The organism is Pseudomonas sp. GX19020 (genome assembly GCF_023371075.1).
Classification (GTDB): Bacteria; Pseudomonadota; Alphaproteobacteria; order Rhodobacterales; family Rhodobacteraceae; genus Pseudogemmobacter.
Window position 1 is genome coordinate 65,892 of sequence record NZ_JAMCCR010000014.1, and the last position, 18,263, is coordinate 84,154.

Annotated in this window: 19 protein-coding genes; 4 read left to right on the forward strand and 15 right to left on the reverse strand. The window is 64.7% G+C overall.

Going from position 1 to position 18,263, the window contains the following annotated elements; translation table 11 throughout:
* Nucleotides 1-6: 6 nt before the first annotated feature.
* From M3484_RS18350 to M3484_RS18360, 3 genes are all read right to left on the reverse strand, one after another.
* Nucleotides 7-360: a YbaB/EbfC family nucleoid-associated protein gene (locus M3484_RS18350; RefSeq protein WP_092895762.1), complete on the reverse strand. Its 354-nt coding sequence runs from the start codon at nt 358-360 to the stop codon at nt 7-9.
* 55 nt (nt 361-415) lie between these two features.
* Nucleotides 416-2,188, reverse strand: a complete 1,773-nt coding sequence (locus tag M3484_RS18355; RefSeq protein WP_249498675.1) for a DNA polymerase III subunit gamma/tau — start codon at nt 2,186-2,188, stop codon at nt 416-418.
* 122 nt (nt 2,189-2,310) lie between these two features.
* Nucleotides 2,311-3,270, reverse strand: a complete 960-nt coding sequence (locus tag M3484_RS18360; RefSeq protein ID WP_249498676.1) for an L-threonylcarbamoyladenylate synthase — start codon at nt 3,268-3,270, stop codon at nt 2,311-2,313.
* A gap of 159 nt (nt 3,271-3,429) precedes the next feature.
* On the opposite strand from M3484_RS18360, the gene M3484_RS18365 reads away from it, so the two are divergent.
* A complete protein-coding gene (locus M3484_RS18365; protein WP_249498677.1) occupies nt 3,430-5,124 on the forward strand; it encodes an acyl-CoA dehydrogenase family protein in 1,695 nt (564 codons plus the stop codon).
* A 3-nt stretch (nt 5,125-5,127) separates the two neighbouring features.
* Here M3484_RS18365 and M3484_RS18370 read toward each other — a convergent pair whose 3' ends face one another.
* Together M3484_RS18370 and M3484_RS18375 are read right to left on the reverse strand one after the other, a co-directional pair.
* Entirely contained in the window at nt 5,128-5,784 is a 657-nt protein-coding gene (locus M3484_RS18370; protein ID WP_092901306.1) for a GntR family transcriptional regulator, read from the reverse strand.
* A gap of 75 nt (nt 5,785-5,859) precedes the next feature.
* Nucleotides 5,860-6,552 carry a M48 family metallopeptidase gene (locus M3484_RS18375; protein ID WP_092901309.1) on the reverse strand — a complete coding sequence of 231 codons (693 nt, stop codon included), beginning with the start codon at nt 6,550-6,552 and terminating at the stop codon, nt 5,860-5,862.
* 168 nt (nt 6,553-6,720) lie between these two features.
* On the opposite strand from M3484_RS18375, the gene M3484_RS18380 reads away from it, so the two are divergent.
* The gene (locus tag M3484_RS18380; protein WP_249498678.1) at nt 6,721-7,056 is read left to right on the forward strand and encodes a TIGR02300 family protein; all 336 of its coding nucleotides are present in this window, start codon (nt 6,721-6,723) and stop codon (nt 7,054-7,056) included.
* Between the two features lie 97 nt (nt 7,057-7,153).
* Here the strand turns inward: M3484_RS18380 and M3484_RS18385 are convergent, their stop codons facing one another.
* From M3484_RS18385 to M3484_RS18395, 3 genes are all read right to left on the reverse strand, one after another.
* Entirely contained in the window at nt 7,154-8,083 is a 930-nt protein-coding gene (locus tag M3484_RS18385; protein ID WP_249498679.1) for a 4-(cytidine 5'-diphospho)-2-C-methyl-D-erythritol kinase, read from the reverse strand.
* A complete protein-coding gene (locus tag M3484_RS18390; protein ID WP_249498680.1) occupies nt 8,043-9,908 on the reverse strand; it encodes a tetratricopeptide repeat protein in 1,866 nt (621 codons plus the stop codon). The genes M3484_RS18385 and M3484_RS18390 overlap by 41 nt, the downstream gene beginning before the upstream one ends.
* Before the next feature lie 370 nt (nt 9,909-10,278).
* Complete coding sequence (locus M3484_RS18395) at nt 10,279-11,922, reverse strand: electron transfer flavoprotein-ubiquinone oxidoreductase (protein ID WP_249498709.1); 1,644 nt, start codon at nt 11,920-11,922, stop codon at nt 10,279-10,281.
* A 337-nt stretch (nt 11,923-12,259) separates the two neighbouring features.
* On the opposite strand from M3484_RS18395, the gene greA reads away from it, so the two are divergent.
* Together greA and M3484_RS18405 are read left to right on the forward strand one after the other, a co-directional pair.
* On the forward strand, nt 12,260-12,730 hold the full coding sequence (greA, locus tag M3484_RS18400) for a transcription elongation factor GreA (protein ID WP_092895778.1): 471 nt from the start codon (nt 12,260-12,262) through the stop codon (nt 12,728-12,730).
* 12 nt (nt 12,731-12,742) lie between these two features.
* The gene (locus M3484_RS18405) at nt 12,743-13,774 is read left to right on the forward strand and encodes a hypothetical protein (protein WP_249498681.1); all 1,032 of its coding nucleotides are present in this window, start codon (nt 12,743-12,745) and stop codon (nt 13,772-13,774) included.
* Nucleotides 13,775-13,791: 17 nt separating this feature from the next.
* Here the strand turns inward: M3484_RS18405 and M3484_RS18410 are convergent, their stop codons facing one another.
* The 7 genes from M3484_RS18410 to M3484_RS18440 all read right to left on the reverse strand — a co-directional run bounded on the left by M3484_RS18410 (nt 13,792) and on the right by M3484_RS18440 (nt 18,022).
* Nucleotides 13,792-14,403: a GNAT family N-acetyltransferase gene (locus M3484_RS18410; protein ID WP_249498682.1), complete on the reverse strand. Its 612-nt coding sequence runs from the start codon at nt 14,401-14,403 to the stop codon at nt 13,792-13,794.
* Nucleotides 14,393-14,893, reverse strand: coding sequence for a molybdopterin-guanine dinucleotide biosynthesis protein B (gene mobB, locus M3484_RS18415; RefSeq protein ID WP_249498683.1), 501 nt, complete (start codon nt 14,891-14,893; stop codon nt 14,393-14,395). Before mobB ends, M3484_RS18410 begins: the two co-directional genes overlap by 11 nt.
* Complete coding sequence (gene mobA, locus M3484_RS18420; RefSeq protein ID WP_249498684.1) at nt 14,890-15,474, reverse strand: molybdenum cofactor guanylyltransferase MobA; 585 nt, start codon at nt 15,472-15,474, stop codon at nt 14,890-14,892. The genes mobB and mobA overlap by 4 nt, the downstream gene beginning before the upstream one ends.
* Nucleotides 15,475-15,522: 48 nt before the next feature.
* On the reverse strand, nt 15,523-16,149 hold the full coding sequence (locus M3484_RS18425; RefSeq protein ID WP_092895784.1) for a hypothetical protein: 627 nt from the start codon (nt 16,147-16,149) through the stop codon (nt 15,523-15,525).
* Between the two features lie 58 nt (nt 16,150-16,207).
* The gene (locus M3484_RS18430; RefSeq protein WP_092895786.1) at nt 16,208-16,357 is read right to left on the reverse strand and encodes an aa3-type cytochrome c oxidase subunit IV; all 150 of its coding nucleotides are present in this window, start codon (nt 16,355-16,357) and stop codon (nt 16,208-16,210) included.
* A 145-nt stretch (nt 16,358-16,502) separates the two neighbouring features.
* Entirely contained in the window at nt 16,503-17,006 is a 504-nt protein-coding gene (locus tag M3484_RS18435; RefSeq protein WP_249498685.1) for a DUF6173 family protein, read from the reverse strand.
* Nucleotides 17,003-18,022, reverse strand: coding sequence for an MBL fold metallo-hydrolase (locus tag M3484_RS18440; RefSeq protein ID WP_249498686.1), 1,020 nt, complete (start codon nt 18,020-18,022; stop codon nt 17,003-17,005). Before M3484_RS18440 ends, M3484_RS18435 begins: the two co-directional genes overlap by 4 nt.
* Between the last annotated feature and the right edge of the window lie 241 nt (nt 18,023-18,263).

The following is an 18,263-nucleotide window of genomic DNA, read 5'->3' on the forward strand; positions in this document are numbered from 1 at the left end:
CCGGCATCAGAACGGGAGTTTCATATCGGCCGGCAGCCCGAGCTGTTCGGTCAGGCGGCGCATCTCGTCTGCGGATTTCGTGGCGGCGCGCGACTGCGCATCGCGGATCGCGGCGAGAATCAGATCCTCCAGCACTTCCTTTTCCGAAGGCACCAGGATCGACGGGTCGATATCAAGCCCGGTCACATCGCCCTTGCAGGTCGCGCGCGCCTTCACGAGGCCGGCGCCGCTCTCGCCCACCACCACGCTGTTTGCGAGGCTTTCCTGCAGGTCGGCCATTTTCGTCTGCATTTCCTGGGCGGCTTTCATCATTTTGGCCATATCGCCAATCCCGCCGAGACCACCAAGACCTTTGAACATCGGTTTCTTCCTTTGTGTTTACCGCTGACTGCTGCGCCCGGGGCTGTGTGCAGGGTTATTCCTCGAACGGGTCCCAGTCATCGCCATCGGCCGCTTCGACCTCGGGCAGTGCCTCAAGCGCGGCCTCCGCCTCTGCAGAGCTCGCCGTTCGGATATCGGTGATTTTCGCTTTCGGGAAGGCCGTCAGCACGGCTTTCACCAGCGGGTTTTGCAAAGCGCCGGTTTCGGCCTCGCGCCGTTCCTCTTCACGGATCTCGGCGATGGTGGGGGCGCCGCCGCTTGCGACCACCGAGACGCCCCAGCGGCTGCGGGTCCAGCCCTGAAGGCGTTGCGAGAGTTTGGCCGCCAGATCGCGCGAAGCACCGGGGGCGGGTTCGAACTCGATCCGGCCGGGCGCATATTGCACGAGCCGCAGCCCGGTCTCGACCTCGACCAGCAGCTGCATATCGCGTTTCTCGCGGATCAGCGCCACGATCTGATCAAAGGAGGTATAGATCACCTCCGGCTGGCCATTCAGCGCGGGCGCCGCCGCCATCATCGCGCCATGCGCCGGGCCGCGCGCCATGGGGGCAAAGCGCATCGCGCCGCTGCCGGCCGGGGCGCCGCCCGCCATGCCACCACCGCCGGGACCACCCGCGGCAGGGCCATCCGAAGACGGGCGCGGCCCGTCATTCAGGCGCCGCATCAGCGTTGCGGGGTCGGGAAGCTCGGCCACATGGGTGAGGCGGATGATCGCCATTTCCGCCGCCATCATCGCATTGGGGGCCTGGCCGACTTCTTCCAGGGCTTTCAGAAGCATCTGCCACATCCGGGTCAGCGCCCGCATCGGCAGCTTTTCGGCCATTTCAAGGCCCCGGCTGCGCTCGTCCGGCGGCACAGTCGGGTCTTCGGCGGTCTGGGGCGTGACCTTGATCACGGAAATCCAGTGGGTGATCTCGGCCAGATCGCGCAGGACGGCCATCGGATCGGCGCCTTCGGCATATTGCTGTGCGAGTTCCGCCAGAGCCTCGGAGGCCTGGCCCTTCATCACCATGTCAAAGAGATCCAGCGTGCGGCCGCGATCGGCGAGGCCCAGCATGGCGCGGACGGCGGGCGCGGTCGTCTCGCCCTGGCCATGGCTGATCGCCTGGTCGAGGATTGAGGTCGCGTCGCGCGCAGAGCCCTCGGCTGCGCGGGTGATCAGCGCCAGCGCATCCTCGGAAATGTCAGCACCCTCAGAACCCGCGATGCGGCGCAGGAGGGCCATCATCACCTCGGGTTCGATCCGGCGCAGATCGAACCGCTGGCAGCGCGACAGGACGGTGACCGGAACCTTGCGGATCTCGGTGGTGGCGAAGATGAATTTCACATGGGCGGGCGGCTCTTCCAGCGTCTTCAGGAGCGCGTTGAAGGCGTTGACCGAGAGCATGTGCACTTCGTCGATGATGTAGATCTTGTAGCGCGCCGAGGCCGCCCGGTAATGCACCGAATCGATGATCTCGCGGATATCGCCGACGCCGGTATTCGAGGCGGCGTCCATCTCCATCACATCGACATGGCGGCCTTCCGAGATCGAGACGCAATGCTCGCATTTGCCGCAGGGCTCGGTCGTGGGGCCGCCGGTTCCGTCTGGACCGATGCAGTTCAGCCCCTTGGCGATGATACGGGCGGTGGTGGTCTTGCCGGTGCCGCGGATGCCGGTCATCACGAAAGCCTGGGCAATGCGGCCGGCGGCGAAGGCGTTTTTCAGAGTGCGGACCATCGCCTCCTGGCCGACAAGATCGGCGAAGGTCTCGGGGCGGTATTTGCGGGCGAGAACCTTATAGGCCTGCGGCGATTGGTCGGACATCTGGCCTCCTGTGGCTCTGGCTCAATCTAAGCACCGGCGTCGCTTTCGGCAACCGGCTGCCGCTGGCGCCGGAATTCGTGACGAATTCCGGTCCGGTTTCTTGATGAAGAAACCGGCGCCCGTTACGGGCGGGGCGCGGCGGCCCGGCGCAGGCGATCATTGATGGCCTGGCCAAGACCGGTTTCCGGAATCGGCGCAAAGGCGATGCGGCCTTCTGTACCTGCAAGCACATCGGCTTCGCGCAGGATGTGAAAGAGCCGCGCGGCAGCCTCCACGAGATCACCATGTTCCGACAGGGTCAGATCGCCTTTTACCTCGCCGAAGCCTATGAGGATCTCGCCGGTTTCGGCTGCTCTTGCCTCCAGCCGCACCAGCGCGCCCGGCGCGTAATGCGACCCGAGCTGGCCGGGCGCCGTTGGGCGGTCAGGCGCTTTTGGCGTCATATGCGGTGGGATCCGCTGACCCAGCACGGTTTCCAGGGCCTCGACCGGTACGCCGCCGGGTCGCAAAAGCTGTACCCCGTCGCCGAAGCCCAGGATTGTCGATTCCACCCCGACCTCGCAGGCGCCGCCATCCAGCACCGCCGCGATCCGGCCTTCCAGCCCGTCCATCACATGCGAGGCCCTGGTCGGCGAGACCCGGCCCGATGGATTGGCCGAGGGCCCTGCCAGCGGGCCGCCGAAGGCGCGCAGCAGCGCCCGCGCCACCGGATGCGCCGGCACCCGGACCGCAAGCGTTCCCAGCCCCGCCGTCGCCAGCGGCGAGATCCCTGCGCCGGGCCTGAGCGGCAGCACCAGGGTCAGAGGCCCCGGCCAGAAATGTTCCGCCAGCAAAAGCGCCTCTGGCGTGAAGGTCACATAATGCTCCGCCGCCGCCAGATCCGGCAGATGCGCGATCAGCGGGTTGAAAGAGGGCCGCCCCTTGGCCTCGAAAATCCGCGCGACTGTGCTGTCGAGACGCGCATCCCCCCCGAGCCCGTAGACCGTCTCGGAGGGGAAGGCGACCAGTTCGCCCTCGCGCAGGAGCCTGGCTGCGCGGGCGATACCGTGATCGGTGGCAGCAAGGAGTTCGGTCTGGCGCATTCCTGATCCTGGCATGTGACGTCCGGCGATTGTGACGCAGCGTCTGTCTTGCGGGTGAGGGGCATTTGTTATGCTTTTGCGCATATTGGACCTCGACAGATCAGACAAGACCGTTCCCGGGCCCCGGCCCCGGCGCAGCGGCCCGCCGGAGACCAGAATATGAGCCATGCACCCGCAGCGGATCACCGATTCATCCTGGATCACATCATTGATTTTACGGATATTTCCGGGACGGATCGCTTTGTCGAAGCCTCGCCCGACATGGTAAGCGCGATCCTTGATGGTGCGGCGCGGCTTTGCGATGAAGTGGTGGCACCGGTGAATCGCGATGGCGACCTGACACCCGCGCGGCTGGAAAACGGTGTGCTGCGCGCCTCGCCCGGCTTTGAGCGCGCCTACCGTGCCATTGCCGGGGGCGGTTGGGTCGGGGTCTCGGCCAGTGCGGAATATGGCGGTATGGGGCTGCCGCATGTGCTGGCGACCTGCGTCAACGAGATGCTTGCCGGCGCCTGCCTGTCCTTGCAGCTGAAACCGCTTCTGAGCCAAGGGCAGATCGAATCGCTGGAACATCACGCTTCGGAGGCGCTGAAAGCGCTTTATCTGCCGAAGCTGATTTCGGGCGAATGGTCGGGCACGATGAACCTGACCGAGCCGCAGGCCGGGTCGGATGTCGGTGCCCTGACCACGCGCGCGGTGCCGGCAGAGGATGGCAGCTACCGGATCAGTGGCCAGAAGATCTTTATCACCTGGGGCGATTCGGATCTGGTGTCGAATATCTGCCATCTGGTGCTGGCGCGGCTGCCGGATGCGGCGCCGGGGGTGAAGGGGATCTCGCTGTTTCTGGTGCCGAAATACCTGCCGGATGCGGCGGGAAATCCGGGGCAGGCGAATAATCTGCGGGTGGTCAGCCTGGAACATAAGCTCGGCATCCATGGCAGCCCGACCTGCGTGATGGAATTCGATCAGGCCACCGGCTGGATGGTGGACGGGCCGGGCAAGGGCATGGCTGCGATGTTCACCATGATGAACAACGCCCGCCTGGGCGTGGGGATGCAGGGGGTCGGCGTGGCCGAGGCGGCGCTGCAAAAGGCCGTGGCCTTCGCGCAGGAGCGGGTGCAGGGCAGGACGCCCGACGGCTCTGCCACGATCATCGGCCATGCCGATATCCGCCGTATGCTGACTGAGGCGCGCGCCAAAATCTTTGCGGCGCGGGCGATCGGCCTCACCTGTGCCAAAGCGATCGATATGGCCAGCGCGACCGGCGATGCCGCATGGGCGGCGCGGGCAGCGTTCCTGACGCCCATCGCCAAGGCTTTCGGCACCGATATCGGCATCGAGATCGCCGATATGGGGGTGCAGGTTCATGGTGGCATGGGCTTCATCGAGGAAACCGGCGCCGCGCAATATCTGCGCGATGCAAGGATCACCGCGATTTATGAAGGCACCAATGGCATCCAGGCGATGGATCTGGTCGGGCGCAAGCTGGCCGATGGCGGCGCGGTGGCCTTTGAGCTGATCGACGGGATCATCGCCCGCGCCATCGCGGCGGAGGAACACTGGCCGGAGCTCGCGGCGATCCTCGGCACGGTGGCGAGATCGTTGCGGGGGGCGACCGGCACGCTGCTTGAGATGGAGATGAACGACCGTTTCGCTGGCGCGGTGCCCTATCTGCGCGCTTTCGCGCTGGTGCTGGGGGCGGATGCACATCTGCGGGCCGCGCAGGCCGATCCGGAGCGGCTGCCACTGGCGCGGGTGATGATCACCCGTCTTACAGAGGATGCGCTTTTCCTGCTTTCCGCGGCACGCCGGCGCGCGGCGGATCTTTACGCGGTGCCGGTCGCGATGCTGGGCTGAGCCCTATCCGGCGAGGTGGCGCAGCCCCTGTGTCACGTCGGTTCTGACGGCAAGGCGCAGCCCCGGCTCGTCACCGGCTTTCAGCGCCGACAGGATCATCCGGTGATAGGGCGGGGCCTCGCGCCGCCGCAGACGCGCGTAAAGCGCCCGCATCGTCGGGCCAAGCTGCAGCCAGACCGTCTCGCACATTGCGAGCATCGCGGGGGCCTGGGCGCGCAGATACAGGGTGCGGTGAAATTCCAGATTGGTCCGGACATAGGCGACCGCATCGTGGCGCGCGACGGCTTCGGTATTGGCGGTGTTGATCGCCGCCAGCCGCTCGATCAGCGCGAAATGCGCGCGGGGCAGGGCGCGGGCGGCCAGTTCCGGCTCCAGCATGGCGCGGATTGCAGCCAGTTCCTCGATCCGCTCGGGTGTCAGCTCCGGCGTGGACACCCGCCCTGAGGAGGACAGCGTCAGCGCGCCTTCGGCCACAAGACGGCGCAACGCCTCGCGCGCGGGCGTCATCGAGACGCCGAAATCCTTCGCGAGCCCGCGCAGCGTCAGCGACTGGCCGGGCGCCAGTTCGCCATGCATCACCTGCTGGCGCAGGACACGGTAAAGCCGCTCATGCGCGGCGGCATTGGGGTCGGGCGGACGGGGGCCGGCAGGAATGATCATGGCGGGCATCGGAACATGCTGGGCAAAGCGGGGTCAACCGGTATCAGGGTGGAAACTGGGGCGGGCATGATGCGTTCAGCCCGCAAAACTGTAGCGGTGCAGCGTCTGGCCGTCGCGTTTCAGCCAGTCGCGCTCGGCCTTCCAGCCGGGGCGGATCTTCGAGACCACCGCCCAGAAATCAGCGGAATGGTTCATCTCGACCAGATGCGCGACTTCATGGGCCGCGACATAGTCAAGCACCTCGCGCGGCGCCATGGCAAGGCGCCAGGAATACATCAGCGTGCCGTCATGGCTGCATGATCCCCAGCGGGACCGTGTGTCGCGCAGAACAAGCCGCGTATAGCTGCGCCCGACAAGGCCCGCGTAATGAGTTGAGCTATAGGCCAGCCGGTCGCGCGCCAGCGCCTTGAGCCAGGCCGCCACTTTTGCACCGGCCTGATCCGGCCGCCCCGGCACGAGGAGGCTGTCGCCTTCGACCCGGACGCCGCGCCCTTCAGACGGAATGAGGCGCATCATTCGCCCCAGAACCGGCAGTTCGGCCCCGTGGGTAACCGGCACCAGCCGCGCCATTGGCATCGAGGCCAGCACATTCCTCAGCCAGCCTTCCTGATCGCGCAGAAAACTCAGCGCGTCGCGGTCTTTTGCGCGCGGCGGCAGCGTCAGCGTCACCTTGCCATCGAGTCGCGAAACACGCAGCGAGAACCGCTTTGCCCGGGCCGAGCGGCGCATATTGATCTCGACCGGCGGCGGTCCGGGCAGCAACAGCATCAAATTCTCGTTCCAGAGGCCAGAATTCACGTGCCGTCCGGCTTGATTCCGCGCCAGTAAAGGCGCATCTGACGGCTTACGCAAAAGGCTTTGACAGCCGCTCCGGCCTGTGGCAAGGGGCAGCGTTCGGATTACCCTGTCATCAGGGCGAAAGTGAAGGGACAACCCATGGCCAAGGAAGACTGGGGCACCAAGCGTCTGTGCCCGACGACCGGAAAACGGTTCTATGACCTGAACCGGACGCCGGTGGTCAGCCCCTATACCGGCGAGGTTGTGGATATCGAATCGGCCCGCCGCAAGCTGGCGGCTGCGGTGATCTCGCGCGTTTCGCCCGAGAAGGACGACGAAGTTCTGGTCGACGATCTCGAAGCCGAAGAAGATCTGCTGGAAACGGCAGAAGGCGGCGATGACGATATCGACGATGATCTGCTTGAAGATGATACCGATGACAATGTCTCGCTCGACGAGCTGGCCGATGTGGCCGGCAGCGACGAAGAGGGCTGAGACAAGCCTGCAAGGCCTTGCTCAGCATAGCCCCGTGAAACAGGAAAAGACCCGCCGCTGGCGGGTCTTTTTCGTTTCGTCTGGCGGGGGAGGAGGCTCAGGGGGCGCAGACCCCGTCGGGCGCATTTCCGGGTCCGTGCACGATCGGCCCGGCGCTGGTCCACCAGGCGGGATTGGAGCGGGCGATCAGCGGCAGGGCGGCACGGGCCGCGGCCTCATCGGCAAAAAGCGCGAAACAGGTGGCGCCCGAGCCGGACATCCGCGCCATCAGCGCGCCGGGAAGGGCTTTGAGCTGGTCCAGCACCTCGCCGATCACCGGGGCGACCTCGCGCGCGGGCTTTTCCAGGTCATTGCGCTGGTCCCGGGCCCAGGCCGCGAGGGTGGCGATATCGGGCCAGGCGGGAAGGCGCGGGGGCAAAGGCGGGTTCTCGCGGCGTGTCAGGGCGCGAAACACTGCCGGAGTGGGGACTTCGACACCAGGATTGACGAGAAGAATGCCCCCTGACGGAAAGCCGGTCAGCGGTTCGATGATTTCGCCGATGCCGCGCATCCTGGCGGGGCCGGGGCTCAGGCAGACCGGTATATCGGCGCCAAGCCGGGCCGCGATACGGGCAATCTCTGCCGCGTCAGGCCGCGCTCCGGGCGGGACCAGCCGCAGGGCGGCGCGGATCGCGGCTGCCGCATCCGAAGATCCGCCGCCGATGCCGGAGGCCGGCGGCAGATGTTTTTCCAGCCGGAACGCCATGGGCAGCCCCGGGAATATCGCGGCCGAGGCGCGCGAGACCAGGTTTTCGGTGCCACCGGGCAGTGCCGGTCCGAAAGGGCCGGTCAGCTCCAGCAAGGGGGCTGCGGCCGGCGCCGCATCAAGCCAGTCGCCGATACCGGCAAAAATCACCAGGCTGTCCAGCAGGTGATAGCCATCTTCCCGCCGCCCGGTGACATGCAGGCAGAGATTGACCTTGGCAGGTGCGAATTCGCGGATGGAATCAATCCTCTGCAGGGGCGTTCTCCGGCAAGCTGCCCTCACTGTCGCCACCGGCATCGGGCGCGACGGCGCTGCCGTCCTCCGCGGCGGGTGCCGCTGCCGGAGCGGGAGAGGCGGCCGGAGAGGCGGGACGCGCCGGGGGGCGGGCGGCCTCTTCGGCCATGACCGCATCAAGGCCGATATCCAGCTTGCGCCGGATGCGGATCGCATCGGCGGCATCCGGCCCGTAAGACAGCGCCCGGTGCCACTGGAATTCCGCTTCGCGCTTGCGGCCGTTCATCCAGTAGATATCGCCCAGGTGATCGGTGATCTCGGGCTCAAGGGGTTCCAGCAGCGAGGCCTGTTCAATCGGCTGCAATGCTTCCTGATAGCGGCCGAGCATGAAATAGGCCCAGGCGAGACTGTCAAGGATCATGCCCGAATCGGGCGCTCCGGCCACGGCCTGTTTGATCATAGCCAGCGCTTCATCAAGGTCCTGGCGCCGTTCCAGCAGGCTGTAGCCGAGATAATTGAGCACTTCCGGCTGGCCCGGATTGATGCGCAGCGCCTCGCGGAAATCGAGATCGGCGCCGGTATGGAGGTTCTGACGTTCCCGCATCGCTCCCCGGCTGAAATAGAGCAGCCAGGCCGCGCGCGGGGGCGGATCGGGCAGAAGACCGATTGCCACGCTGTAAGCCGCCTCTGATTCGGCCCAGCGTTGTTCATTGCGCAGCATGTCGCCAAGCGCGACCTGGACCACCAGCAGCTTGCCATGGCTGCGGGTCAGCTGTTTCAGCACTTCGATCGCCGCCTCTTTGCGACCGGCGGAATAAAGCGCATTGGCGCGGCCGAGCTGGGCATCATACCAGGACGGGTGTTCGGGCGAGAATTCATCATAGGCTGCTTCAGCCAGATCGTATTCGCCCATCTGGTCGAGCATCGCAGCCCCGAGCAGGATCGCATCGTCATGATCGGGTTTCAGCGCCACGGCGATGCGGCAATTCAGCTGGACAAAAGCGGGCTCGGCCTCGCCGCTGAGCAGGGTGGCCAGCGACCAGAAAACCTCGGCCATGCCCTCGCGCGCGTCTTTCACGGTGTCAAAGGGGATGGTCTCGCCTGCGACAAGCCGGGCGCGCAACACCTCGGCCAGGGGCTCGGGCGTGGTGCCCCAGGTCTTGTCGATCAGCGCGATGGCGTCGTCATTGCGTTCAAGCTGCGACAGGATCTGCACATGCGCCAACACCCCGCGCCGGTTCAGCCCCAGACCGGGTGCCGACAGCGCCTTGTCGGCGCCCTCGAAATCGCCTGCCAGCGCGAGCGCAAGTGCTTTGTGATAGATGCCATGCGCCTCGAGCCCGCGGCGTTCGGCAATCTCGTCAAATTCGCCCAGAGCCTCGGTCATGCGGCCCTGACCGATATCGGCCCAGGCGCGGGCAAGTCCATCGACCAGCGGGCCAATGGATTTCCCCTCATCCAGCGCCGATCTGATGGCGGCGAAATCGCTGTTCAGACCAGCCTGGCTGATCTGCGCCAGATCGGCGAGCTGGGCGGGCTGGTCGCCCTCTTGCATAAGGGCGTGGCGATGTTCGGCGATGCTCGCCGCATCGGCGATCTTGCCAAGGCTGAGCAGGGCGAAGATCGAGCCGTCCATCAGCAGCCGGTTGTCAGGGTCAACGCTGAGCGCCTGGGTGAACCAGGCGGAGGCGGAGCGGAAATCACCGGCGGTTTCGGCATTGCGGGCGGCAAGGAAAGCGCCTGAATCGACGGGAGTTTCGGTCGTGACATCAGCGGGTTGCGCTGCGGCAGAGGCCTCTTGCGCGACCACCGGTGAAAGCCCCGAAAGGCTGAGACCAAGCGCGGTGGTCAGCGTAAGGAGAGAACGGATCATTGCGGAATACCCCCTGGACTGCCTCTGGCGGAGCCCGTCTGACCTGGCCCACCCCCGCCGGGCCTTTCGGACACGCCCATGCTGGGATCGAAGCTAACGCCCCGTTTTGCAACACGCAATGCAGGGCGGAGCGGTTCGGGGGGAGGATTGCCTGTGATAGTGGGCTGGCGGGTGAACTCTTCGTGAAACGGTGTTCACGCCATGAGCCGGAAAAAAGAAACCGACTGCCAGGAATTACACCACAGCCTTGCAGGAGGTCCGCATCATGACGGCCCTGTTGTGCAGGCGAGGCTCTTTATAAGTCTGTGCGGCGGATAAGGGGCGGCGGTCAGGCGAGGATTTCGGCTTCGCTGACCGCAGCCCCCGGCCCTTACATATTCGGGTAGTTCGGCCCGCCCCCGCCCATCGGCGTGGTCCAGTTGATGTTTTGCGACGGGTCTTTGATGTCGCAGGTTTTGCAATGGACGCAGTTCTGGAAGTTGATGCGGAAGCTGGCATCCTGGCCTTCGCCCAGCACCTCATAGACGCCGGCCGGGCAGTAGCGCTGCGCGGGCTCGTCATATTCGGGCAGGTTGACGCGGATCGGCACCGAAGGATCTTTCAGCCGCAGATGGGCGGGCTGGTTCTCGTCATGGTTGGTGAAGCTGTAGGACACATTGGTCAGCCGGTCGAAGGAGAGAACGCCATCCGGTTTCGGATAGTCGATCTTTTTGTAATCCTTGGCCTTTCCGGTTGAATCTGCATCGTTCTTGCCGTGTTTCAGCGTTCCGAACAGCGAGAAGCCGAGCGTATTGGTCCACATATCGAGCCCGCCGAGGGTGAGCGAGGCCTTGAGACCCCATTTCGACCACATCGGTTTGACATTGCGGACCTTTTTCAGATCCTTCCCGATGGCGCCGGCCCGCACCTCGGTTTCGTAATCGGTCAGCTCATCGCCCTGGCGTCCCGCGCTGATCGCCGCATAAGCGGCCTCTGCGGCGGCTTTGCCCGAGAGCATCGCGTTATGGTTGCCCTTGATGCGTGGCACATTGACGAGACCGGCCGAGCAGCCCAGCAGCGCCACGCCAGGCGCCACCATTTTCGGGATCGACTGGAAGCCACCTTCCGAGATCGCCCGCGCGCCGTAAGCCACGCGTTTGCCGCCTTTCAGCAGTTCCGCCACCATCGGGTGATGCTTGAAACGCTGGAATTCCATGTAAGGGTAAAGGTGGGGGTTCTTGTAGTTCAGGTGAACCACGAAACCGACATAGACCTGATTGTTTTCAAGATGGTAGATGAAGGAGCCACCGCCCGCATTGCCACCCAGCGGCCAGCCCATCGTATGGGTGACGGTGCCCTCGCGGTGCTTTTCGGGATCAATCTCCCAGATCTCTTTCATGCCGAGACCGAATTTCTGCGGGCAATGGCCCTGCGAGAGGTCGAACTTCTGGATCACCTCTTTCGCGAGGCTGCCGCGCACGCCTTCCGAGAGGAAGACATATTTGCCGCGCAGCTCCATCCCGGGCTCATAGGCAGGGCCGGGAAGGGCGGTTTCAGGATCGAGGCCGAATTCACCGGCAACGACGCCGGCGACCCTCTTGCCATCTTCGGACCAGACCAGCTGCGAGCAGGCCATGCCGGGGAAAATTTCGACGCCGAGCCCCTCGGCCACACCCGCCATCCAGCGGCAGACATTCGCCATCGAGACGATGTAATTGCCGTGATTGTTCATCAGAGGCGGCATCGGGAAATTCGGGATGCGGATCTTGCCGGCCGGGCCGAGGATATAGAAATTATCCTCTTTCACCGGCACCCTGACCGGTGCATCCATCTCGCGCCAGTCGGGCAGCAGGGCATCGAGACCGGCGGGATCCAGCACCGCACCTGAGAGAATATGCGCGCCGACTTCAGAGCCTTTTTCCAGCACGACCACGCTCAGATCGGGGTCAAGCTGTTTGAGACGGATCGCCGCCGAAAGACCCGAAGGCCCTGCGCCCACGATCACAACGTCATATTCCATCGACTCGCGGGTGATCGCTGTGTTGGGATCGGTCATCGGCTTTTTTCTCGCTCCTTGCTGCGGTCTGACGGCGCCGCAAATTCTGGCTGGGAAGTCCTGTTGGGCCCCGATTGGCCGGGCGTCTCGTGATTGCCCTATGGGCAGGCGCGCGTCAACCATGCTGCAGCATCATCCCATAGGGGCGCAGCCCGCGGCACTATTCTTGCCGTTAAGCGACAGGACGCGCATGCAGCACGCCATGGCCCTTGCTTTTTCTTTGCCCATCGGGTGAGGTTGCCGGAACACGAGGCGCGAAGTCATGACCCGGGTGACCGGTTCGTGGCTTCTGTTTTTTTAAAGTGACGACAGCGATATGGAAAAAATTCCGGTTACGAGGCGCGGCTTTGAAGTGCTGGATGCGGAACTGCGGCAGTTGAAAAGCGAGGCGCGTCCCGCGATCATCCGCGACATTGCCGAGGCCCGGGCGCATGGCGACCTTTCGGAAAACGCCGAATATCATGCGGCGCGTGAAAAACAGGGCTTTATCGAGGGCCGGATCAAGGAACTCGAAGGCATCATTTCGCTTGCCGATGTGATTGACCCGACTTCGCTGTCGGGCGCGATCAAATTCGGGGCGACGGTCACCGTGGTCGATGAAGACAGCGATGAGGAAAAGACCTGGCAGATCGTCGGCGAGGTCGAAGCCAATATCGAGCTCGGGCTTTTGAACATCCGGTCCCCGATTGCGCGCGCGCTGATCGGCAAGGAAGAGGGCGACAGCGTTGATGTCACCACTCCGGGCGGGCAGAAAAGTTACGAAATCCTGTCGGTGCGCTATATCTGAGCCGGAGCCGCCATGGCGAAAGATCCTGAGGACATGCCCGAGGATATGAATGCAACAAAGTCGTGGGCGGGGGCCCTCGGCGGCTCGCCGGTGACCGGGATCGCCGCCGGGGTGATGTCGGGCATCTGGGTTGTGGCGGTGCTGGCCTGGGTCTTCACTGCGCCCGAAGGCACCGAATCGCGGGTGCCAGGCCTTGTGATGACCCTGTTGATTCTGTTTCTGCCGCTGGCCCTGATCTGGGTCGCGGTGGTGACATTGCGGCTGGTCGCCGATCTGCGCTCTGAAGCGGCCAGCCTGAAAGCCGCCATTGACGGTATGCGGGGCTCTTTTCTCGAGGCGCGCCAGGAGATCCGCAGCGTGATCGCCCGCCCCGAGGCGCCGGTCGCGGCTGCGCCGATGGCAGAGCCTGCGGGAAGTGCGATGGCCGGACCCGCCAGTTTCTCGTCGCGCCGCGATCAGTCGCTTTCGGTGCCTTCGGCAGATCGCAAGGTCGCGCTGACGCCGGCGCGCCCGGAACCCGAGGCCGAACAGCCGACCCTCGCACTTGGCACGCCGGGCGATATGGCGCGCCAGCCGCTCTCGATCGAAGATTTCATCACGGCTCTGCAATTCCCCGAAAGCCCCGATGACAAGGCCGGTTTCCGCGCCCTGCGGCTGGCGCTTGAGGATCGCGAGGTCGCGAAGCTGATCCGCGCGGCCCAGGATGTGCTGACGCTTCTGAGCCAGGAGGGCATCTATATGGATGACCTGCGGCCCGAGCTTTGCCATCCCGATATCTGGCGCCGCTTCTCGGCCGGCGAACGGGGGCGCGGCATTGCGGCGATTGGCGGTATCCGGGATCGCTCGTCGCTGGCGCTGGCTGCCGGACGACTGCGCGAGGACACGATTTTCCGCGATGCGTCGCATCACTTCCTGCGCACCTTTGACCGGGTCTTCCAGGTGTTTGAACAAAATGCCAGCGATAATGAGCTGATCCATTTCGCCGATACCCGTACCGCGCGCGCCTTCATGGTACTGGGCCGCGTGGCCGGGGTTTTCGACTGATCACCCGGGTGCGGGGCCTAATCCGCAGGGAAATCGTCGAGCTGCCGCACCATGGTCGTCGCGGCGGCAAAGCCGAAGGCAAAGCGCAAAAGACCAAGCTGATCAGTATGGGTCGCTGTAAAGCCCTCGCGCTCGTAAAGGGCGCGGGCGCGGGGATTGCCATCGATCACCTCAAGGCGCACGGAAGGGTAGCCCCGCCGCTTTGCCTCGCGACACAAAGTGGTGATCAGGGCGGTGCCGACACCGAGGCCGCGTGCCTGTGACGCCACGGCGATTCCATCGATCAGGAAGCGCTCGTTATCGACCTCATGGCTCAGGAGCCGCAACAGACCTGCGCGCCAGGCCGATCCGAACACGCCGTAAACCCGCCGCAGATCGCGCCTGGTGCCACCTGAAAAGCTGCCCTGCACCGATTTGAACCCGGCAAGCCCGATCAGCCGGCCGGTATCGTCCTGCGCGGAAAAGCAGTGATCGGGCCTGAGCCCGCGTGTCAGGAAAGCCAGCGCCCGGTCGTCAGGCCCCATGACGCGGCCGAGTTTGGCACCGAAAGCCTCCCAATAGATGCGTGCGGCCTCGTCGCGCTGGTCCATGGGAAAGCCGCGCCGGATGGAAAAGCTTTCAGGCCGCAAGCCCGGAATCCTTCAGGATAAATGAGGCAATTGCCTCCGCGTCATTCAGATCGAGCACTGGCACGCTCAGCCCCTTCAGGGCAGCGTCTGAGGCCACCGCCCGCACCAGCGGATCGCCGGGCTGGATCATCGGGCGGTCGGCCACGCCCGCGCGCCAGACTTCGATCTTCGGATGGGCGTCGCGCTTGTACCCTTCGACCAGCACCAGATCGACCGGGGTGAGGCGGGCCAGCACCTCTGTCAGTTCCGGCTCGGGGCCGCGATGTTCGCGCAGGATGACGAAGCGTTTCGCAGAGGCCAGCACGACTTCCTGCGCGCCGGCTTCGCGGTGGCGCCAGGTGTCCTTGCCGGGCTGGTCGAGATCGACATCATGATGCACATGTTTGACCGTCGAGACCGACAATCCACGCTGTGTCAGGGTGGCGACCAGGCGCTCCATCAGCGTGGTTTTGCCGCTGTTTTGCCAGCCGATCACACCATAGATCTTCATATGGGGCGGCCCTCACTGCGGATACTGGCGCGGGCGAGGTCTTCGGGCGTGTTGAGATTGTCGAAGGCACCCGCATCGGGGAAATCGACGGGGCAGGCGCCATGGTGCGCCGCGAAATCGGCGATTTTCGGTTTCGCGCCAGAGGCGAGGAAACCGGCAAGCGGATCCGCGAGTGTGACCGGCCAGATTGCGGTCGCATTATGGTCGCGCCCACCTGCCCGGGCAAATCCCGGCCCCGGCAGCGCGGTGGCAAGGCGTGTGATCAGATCACCCGGCAGGAAAGGCGCATCAACCGGGACAGAGACCAGCGCGGTGGCGCCTGCCGTCTTTGCCGCGCGCAACCCGGCAAGGATCCCGGCCAGCGGCCCGAGTGACGTTTCATCGGGCAGGACCTCAAGCCCGGTAAAGGCAAAGCGCGCCGCATCGCCATTGGCCGAAATCAGCAGGCGCCCGGCCTGGGGCTGCAGCCGCGCGATCACATGGGCGATCAGCGGCTGACCGGCGAGCGTCAGAAGCGCCTTATCCGCCCCGCCCATCCGGCGCCCCTGTCCCCCTGCGAGAATGACGGCAAAGAGGCTCACGCGCGCAATCACCTTATGCGGAAATGGAACTTTGCCGGTGCAGGCGGATCAATTGACCCGTCTGCCCTTTTTGTCGACGAGGATCACGCCATGCCCGGCACCGGGATTGTCGTTTTCTTCGGTTACGATACGGGTGGTGACGCCCGGCAGCTCTGCGAAGGACGCATCAAGCCTTTTCGGGAAGTAAGTCGAGGACACGCCCTCAAAGCCTGGAACCGAGCGCAGGATACCGGCGATCGAGCTTGCACAATGGGCCTTGGCCACTGCGCCATTCGACATTGCTTTTTGCAAGATCGCCTCGGCCACGGCGGGCGAAACCTGCAGCTTACGCTCGATGACGTGGAACTTCTCTGTTTCAGAGTCGCGCGCATGGTAATCGAGGTAGAAATTCACCATCCGGTCGGTCATGCCGAAATGCACGTCATTGCGTTCGGGCGCGGCATCATGATGCCAGGTCCCGGCCGGATCAAACAGCACACGTTGCGAAGCATTGATCAGCAAAGCCGAATGCGATCCCGATCCGGTGCGGTCATTGATGGTGGTCAGAAGCGTGATTTCGGTCGGCGGTCCGGCGACATAGCTGGCACGTGAGACCTGGTCGTCAGGCGCCCAGACCGGTTCTGCACAGGCCGAAAGCGTCAGCAGCACCGCGAGCGCGGCAAGAAGGCGATACATGTAACCTCTCCCTGCCCTGTGCCGGCCCGCAGGGGGGGCCGGTTTCAGGGCGGCAAAATCACGTCCGGGCGAGGCCGAGGAAAACGAGAACCACGACGCAGACAACGACAGTCCAGGTCGCGACCCTGATGAAACCGGCAAAGGTTTTTTCCTGAGTGCGGATATCCATGCTGCCATGCGTGTGATCGCCATGCTGATGATCGGCCATTCTTCATTCCCCGGGAACAGATGCTTTTCCGCCTGTTAGCCGATTCAGCGCCCGCTGTCACCCATCGGGCGCGGCCCGGCATGCACGAAGATGCCATGGTGATGTATCTTTCCCGCGCCAGCGCCCTGGTCTGCGGGGGAGGTCCTCAGTCGCCCGCGACCGGCCAGACCGAAGCATCCCCGGATTCGCCGCCGTCCCAGCCCTGCAAAAGCCGAAAGCCGATACGGACCGGCGGCGCTTCGGGGGCAAGCTTCGGCACCGCGCGCAGCAAAACCGAAAGCTGGCTGACATGCTGCACCATCTGGGTGCGGATGCCATCTTCATCCCGGCCAAAGAAGGTGAGCAGATCCGGGGCCGACCAGCCCAGCCCCTCGATCCGGAGCACCCCGGCAGCGCTGCCGGTAAAGCCCATGGCGATCTCCTGGCTCTGATCGAGCTGGCTTTCGAACTGGCGGATATAGATCACCAGACGCTCGCAGGCCGATTCGGCCGGGGTCTTTTGCGCCGCTGCCTTCCTCGTCGAGGTCTTCGGTGCCGCTGTCGCAGGGCTGCCGGGAACGATGGCCGCAGCCTTCGCCGTCGTTTTGCGTTTCGCGGGGGCTGCGGTGCTGCCAGCGGCGGCGGCTTTGGTCAGGGTTTTCTCGGTCATGTCTTTTGCCAGAGCCATGCCCCATCGGGGCCGGGGGAACGGGTGATCTCGCCCCGGTGCAGCAGGTGGTTCAGATGCGCCACCGCCTCGACCAGCGCGAGGCCAAGCTCGCTTTCGCCGATCCTGCGGCGGAAGAGCATCGGGAAGCAACCCACTGCCGTATTGGGCACGGTGAGGAAATCGCGCAGCCGGTCCAGGGCCGAGAGGTGGTTTTCCACCATCTGACGCAGCCGGAACGGCAGGCCGGTGAAAGGAAGCTTATGGCCTGGCAAAACCAGCTGATCCTCGCGCGCGAAAGCGCTGAGGCGGGTGCAGCTTTCCAGCCATTCCCCAAGTGGGTCGGCCTCGGGTTCCGCCGGATAAACGCCGATATTGGCAGAGATCCCGGGCAAAAGCTGATCGCCACCAAGAACGAGGCCGTCCGTCCAGAGCGTCGCATGCGCGGGGGCATGGCCATGACCGATGCGGATCTGCCAGTCGCGCCCGCCCAGCCGCAGGGTCTGGCCTTCGCTGATCCGGGTAAAGCCCAGTGGCAGCGGCGCCATACAATCCGACGAGTTGAACGGGCGCTCATTCATCCGCCGCTCCAGATCGGAGGGCAGCATGCCGGCGCGTTTCCAGAAGGCGACCGTCTCGGGAGAGGGGCGTTCTTCGGCTGTGTTAAACAGCATCCTTGCATAAAGCCAGGCGGTGCGGGTGATCAGAAGGGCTGCGCCCTGTTCGATGAACCAGCCCGCCATACCGATATGATCCGGGTGATGATGGGTGACGATCAGCCGCTTTACCGGCCTGCCGGCCAGCGGCCCGGCCAACAAAGCCTGCCAGGCCGCAAGGGCGCGGCGCGATCTGATGCCGGTATCGATCAGCGTCCAGCCATCGCCCTCGTCGATCGCATAGACATTCACATGGTCCAGCGCCCAGGGCAGCGAAAGCCGCATCCATAGAACACCCGGTGCGACCTCGGTCGCGGAACCGGCTGCGGGTGCATCGGGGAAGGGGTGGCGGATCTCACTCATGGGGTGTTTCATGCCGGGAACGCGCGGCGCGGGCAAGCTGATGTTCATGGGAGCGGGTTCGGGAGCAGACGATATCGCGGATGCGCCTGCCTTCGGGCTTTCGCAGGGGCCTCATATCGGGGGTTTGTGGGATTGGACCAAATTCGGTACTTTTTCGGGGGGCGTTGGTGATTGCTTTCTTGTTGTGGCGCTGACCCGGCAGGACAGGTCGCGCGCCGGGGGCACCAGGATGGAATGCGGG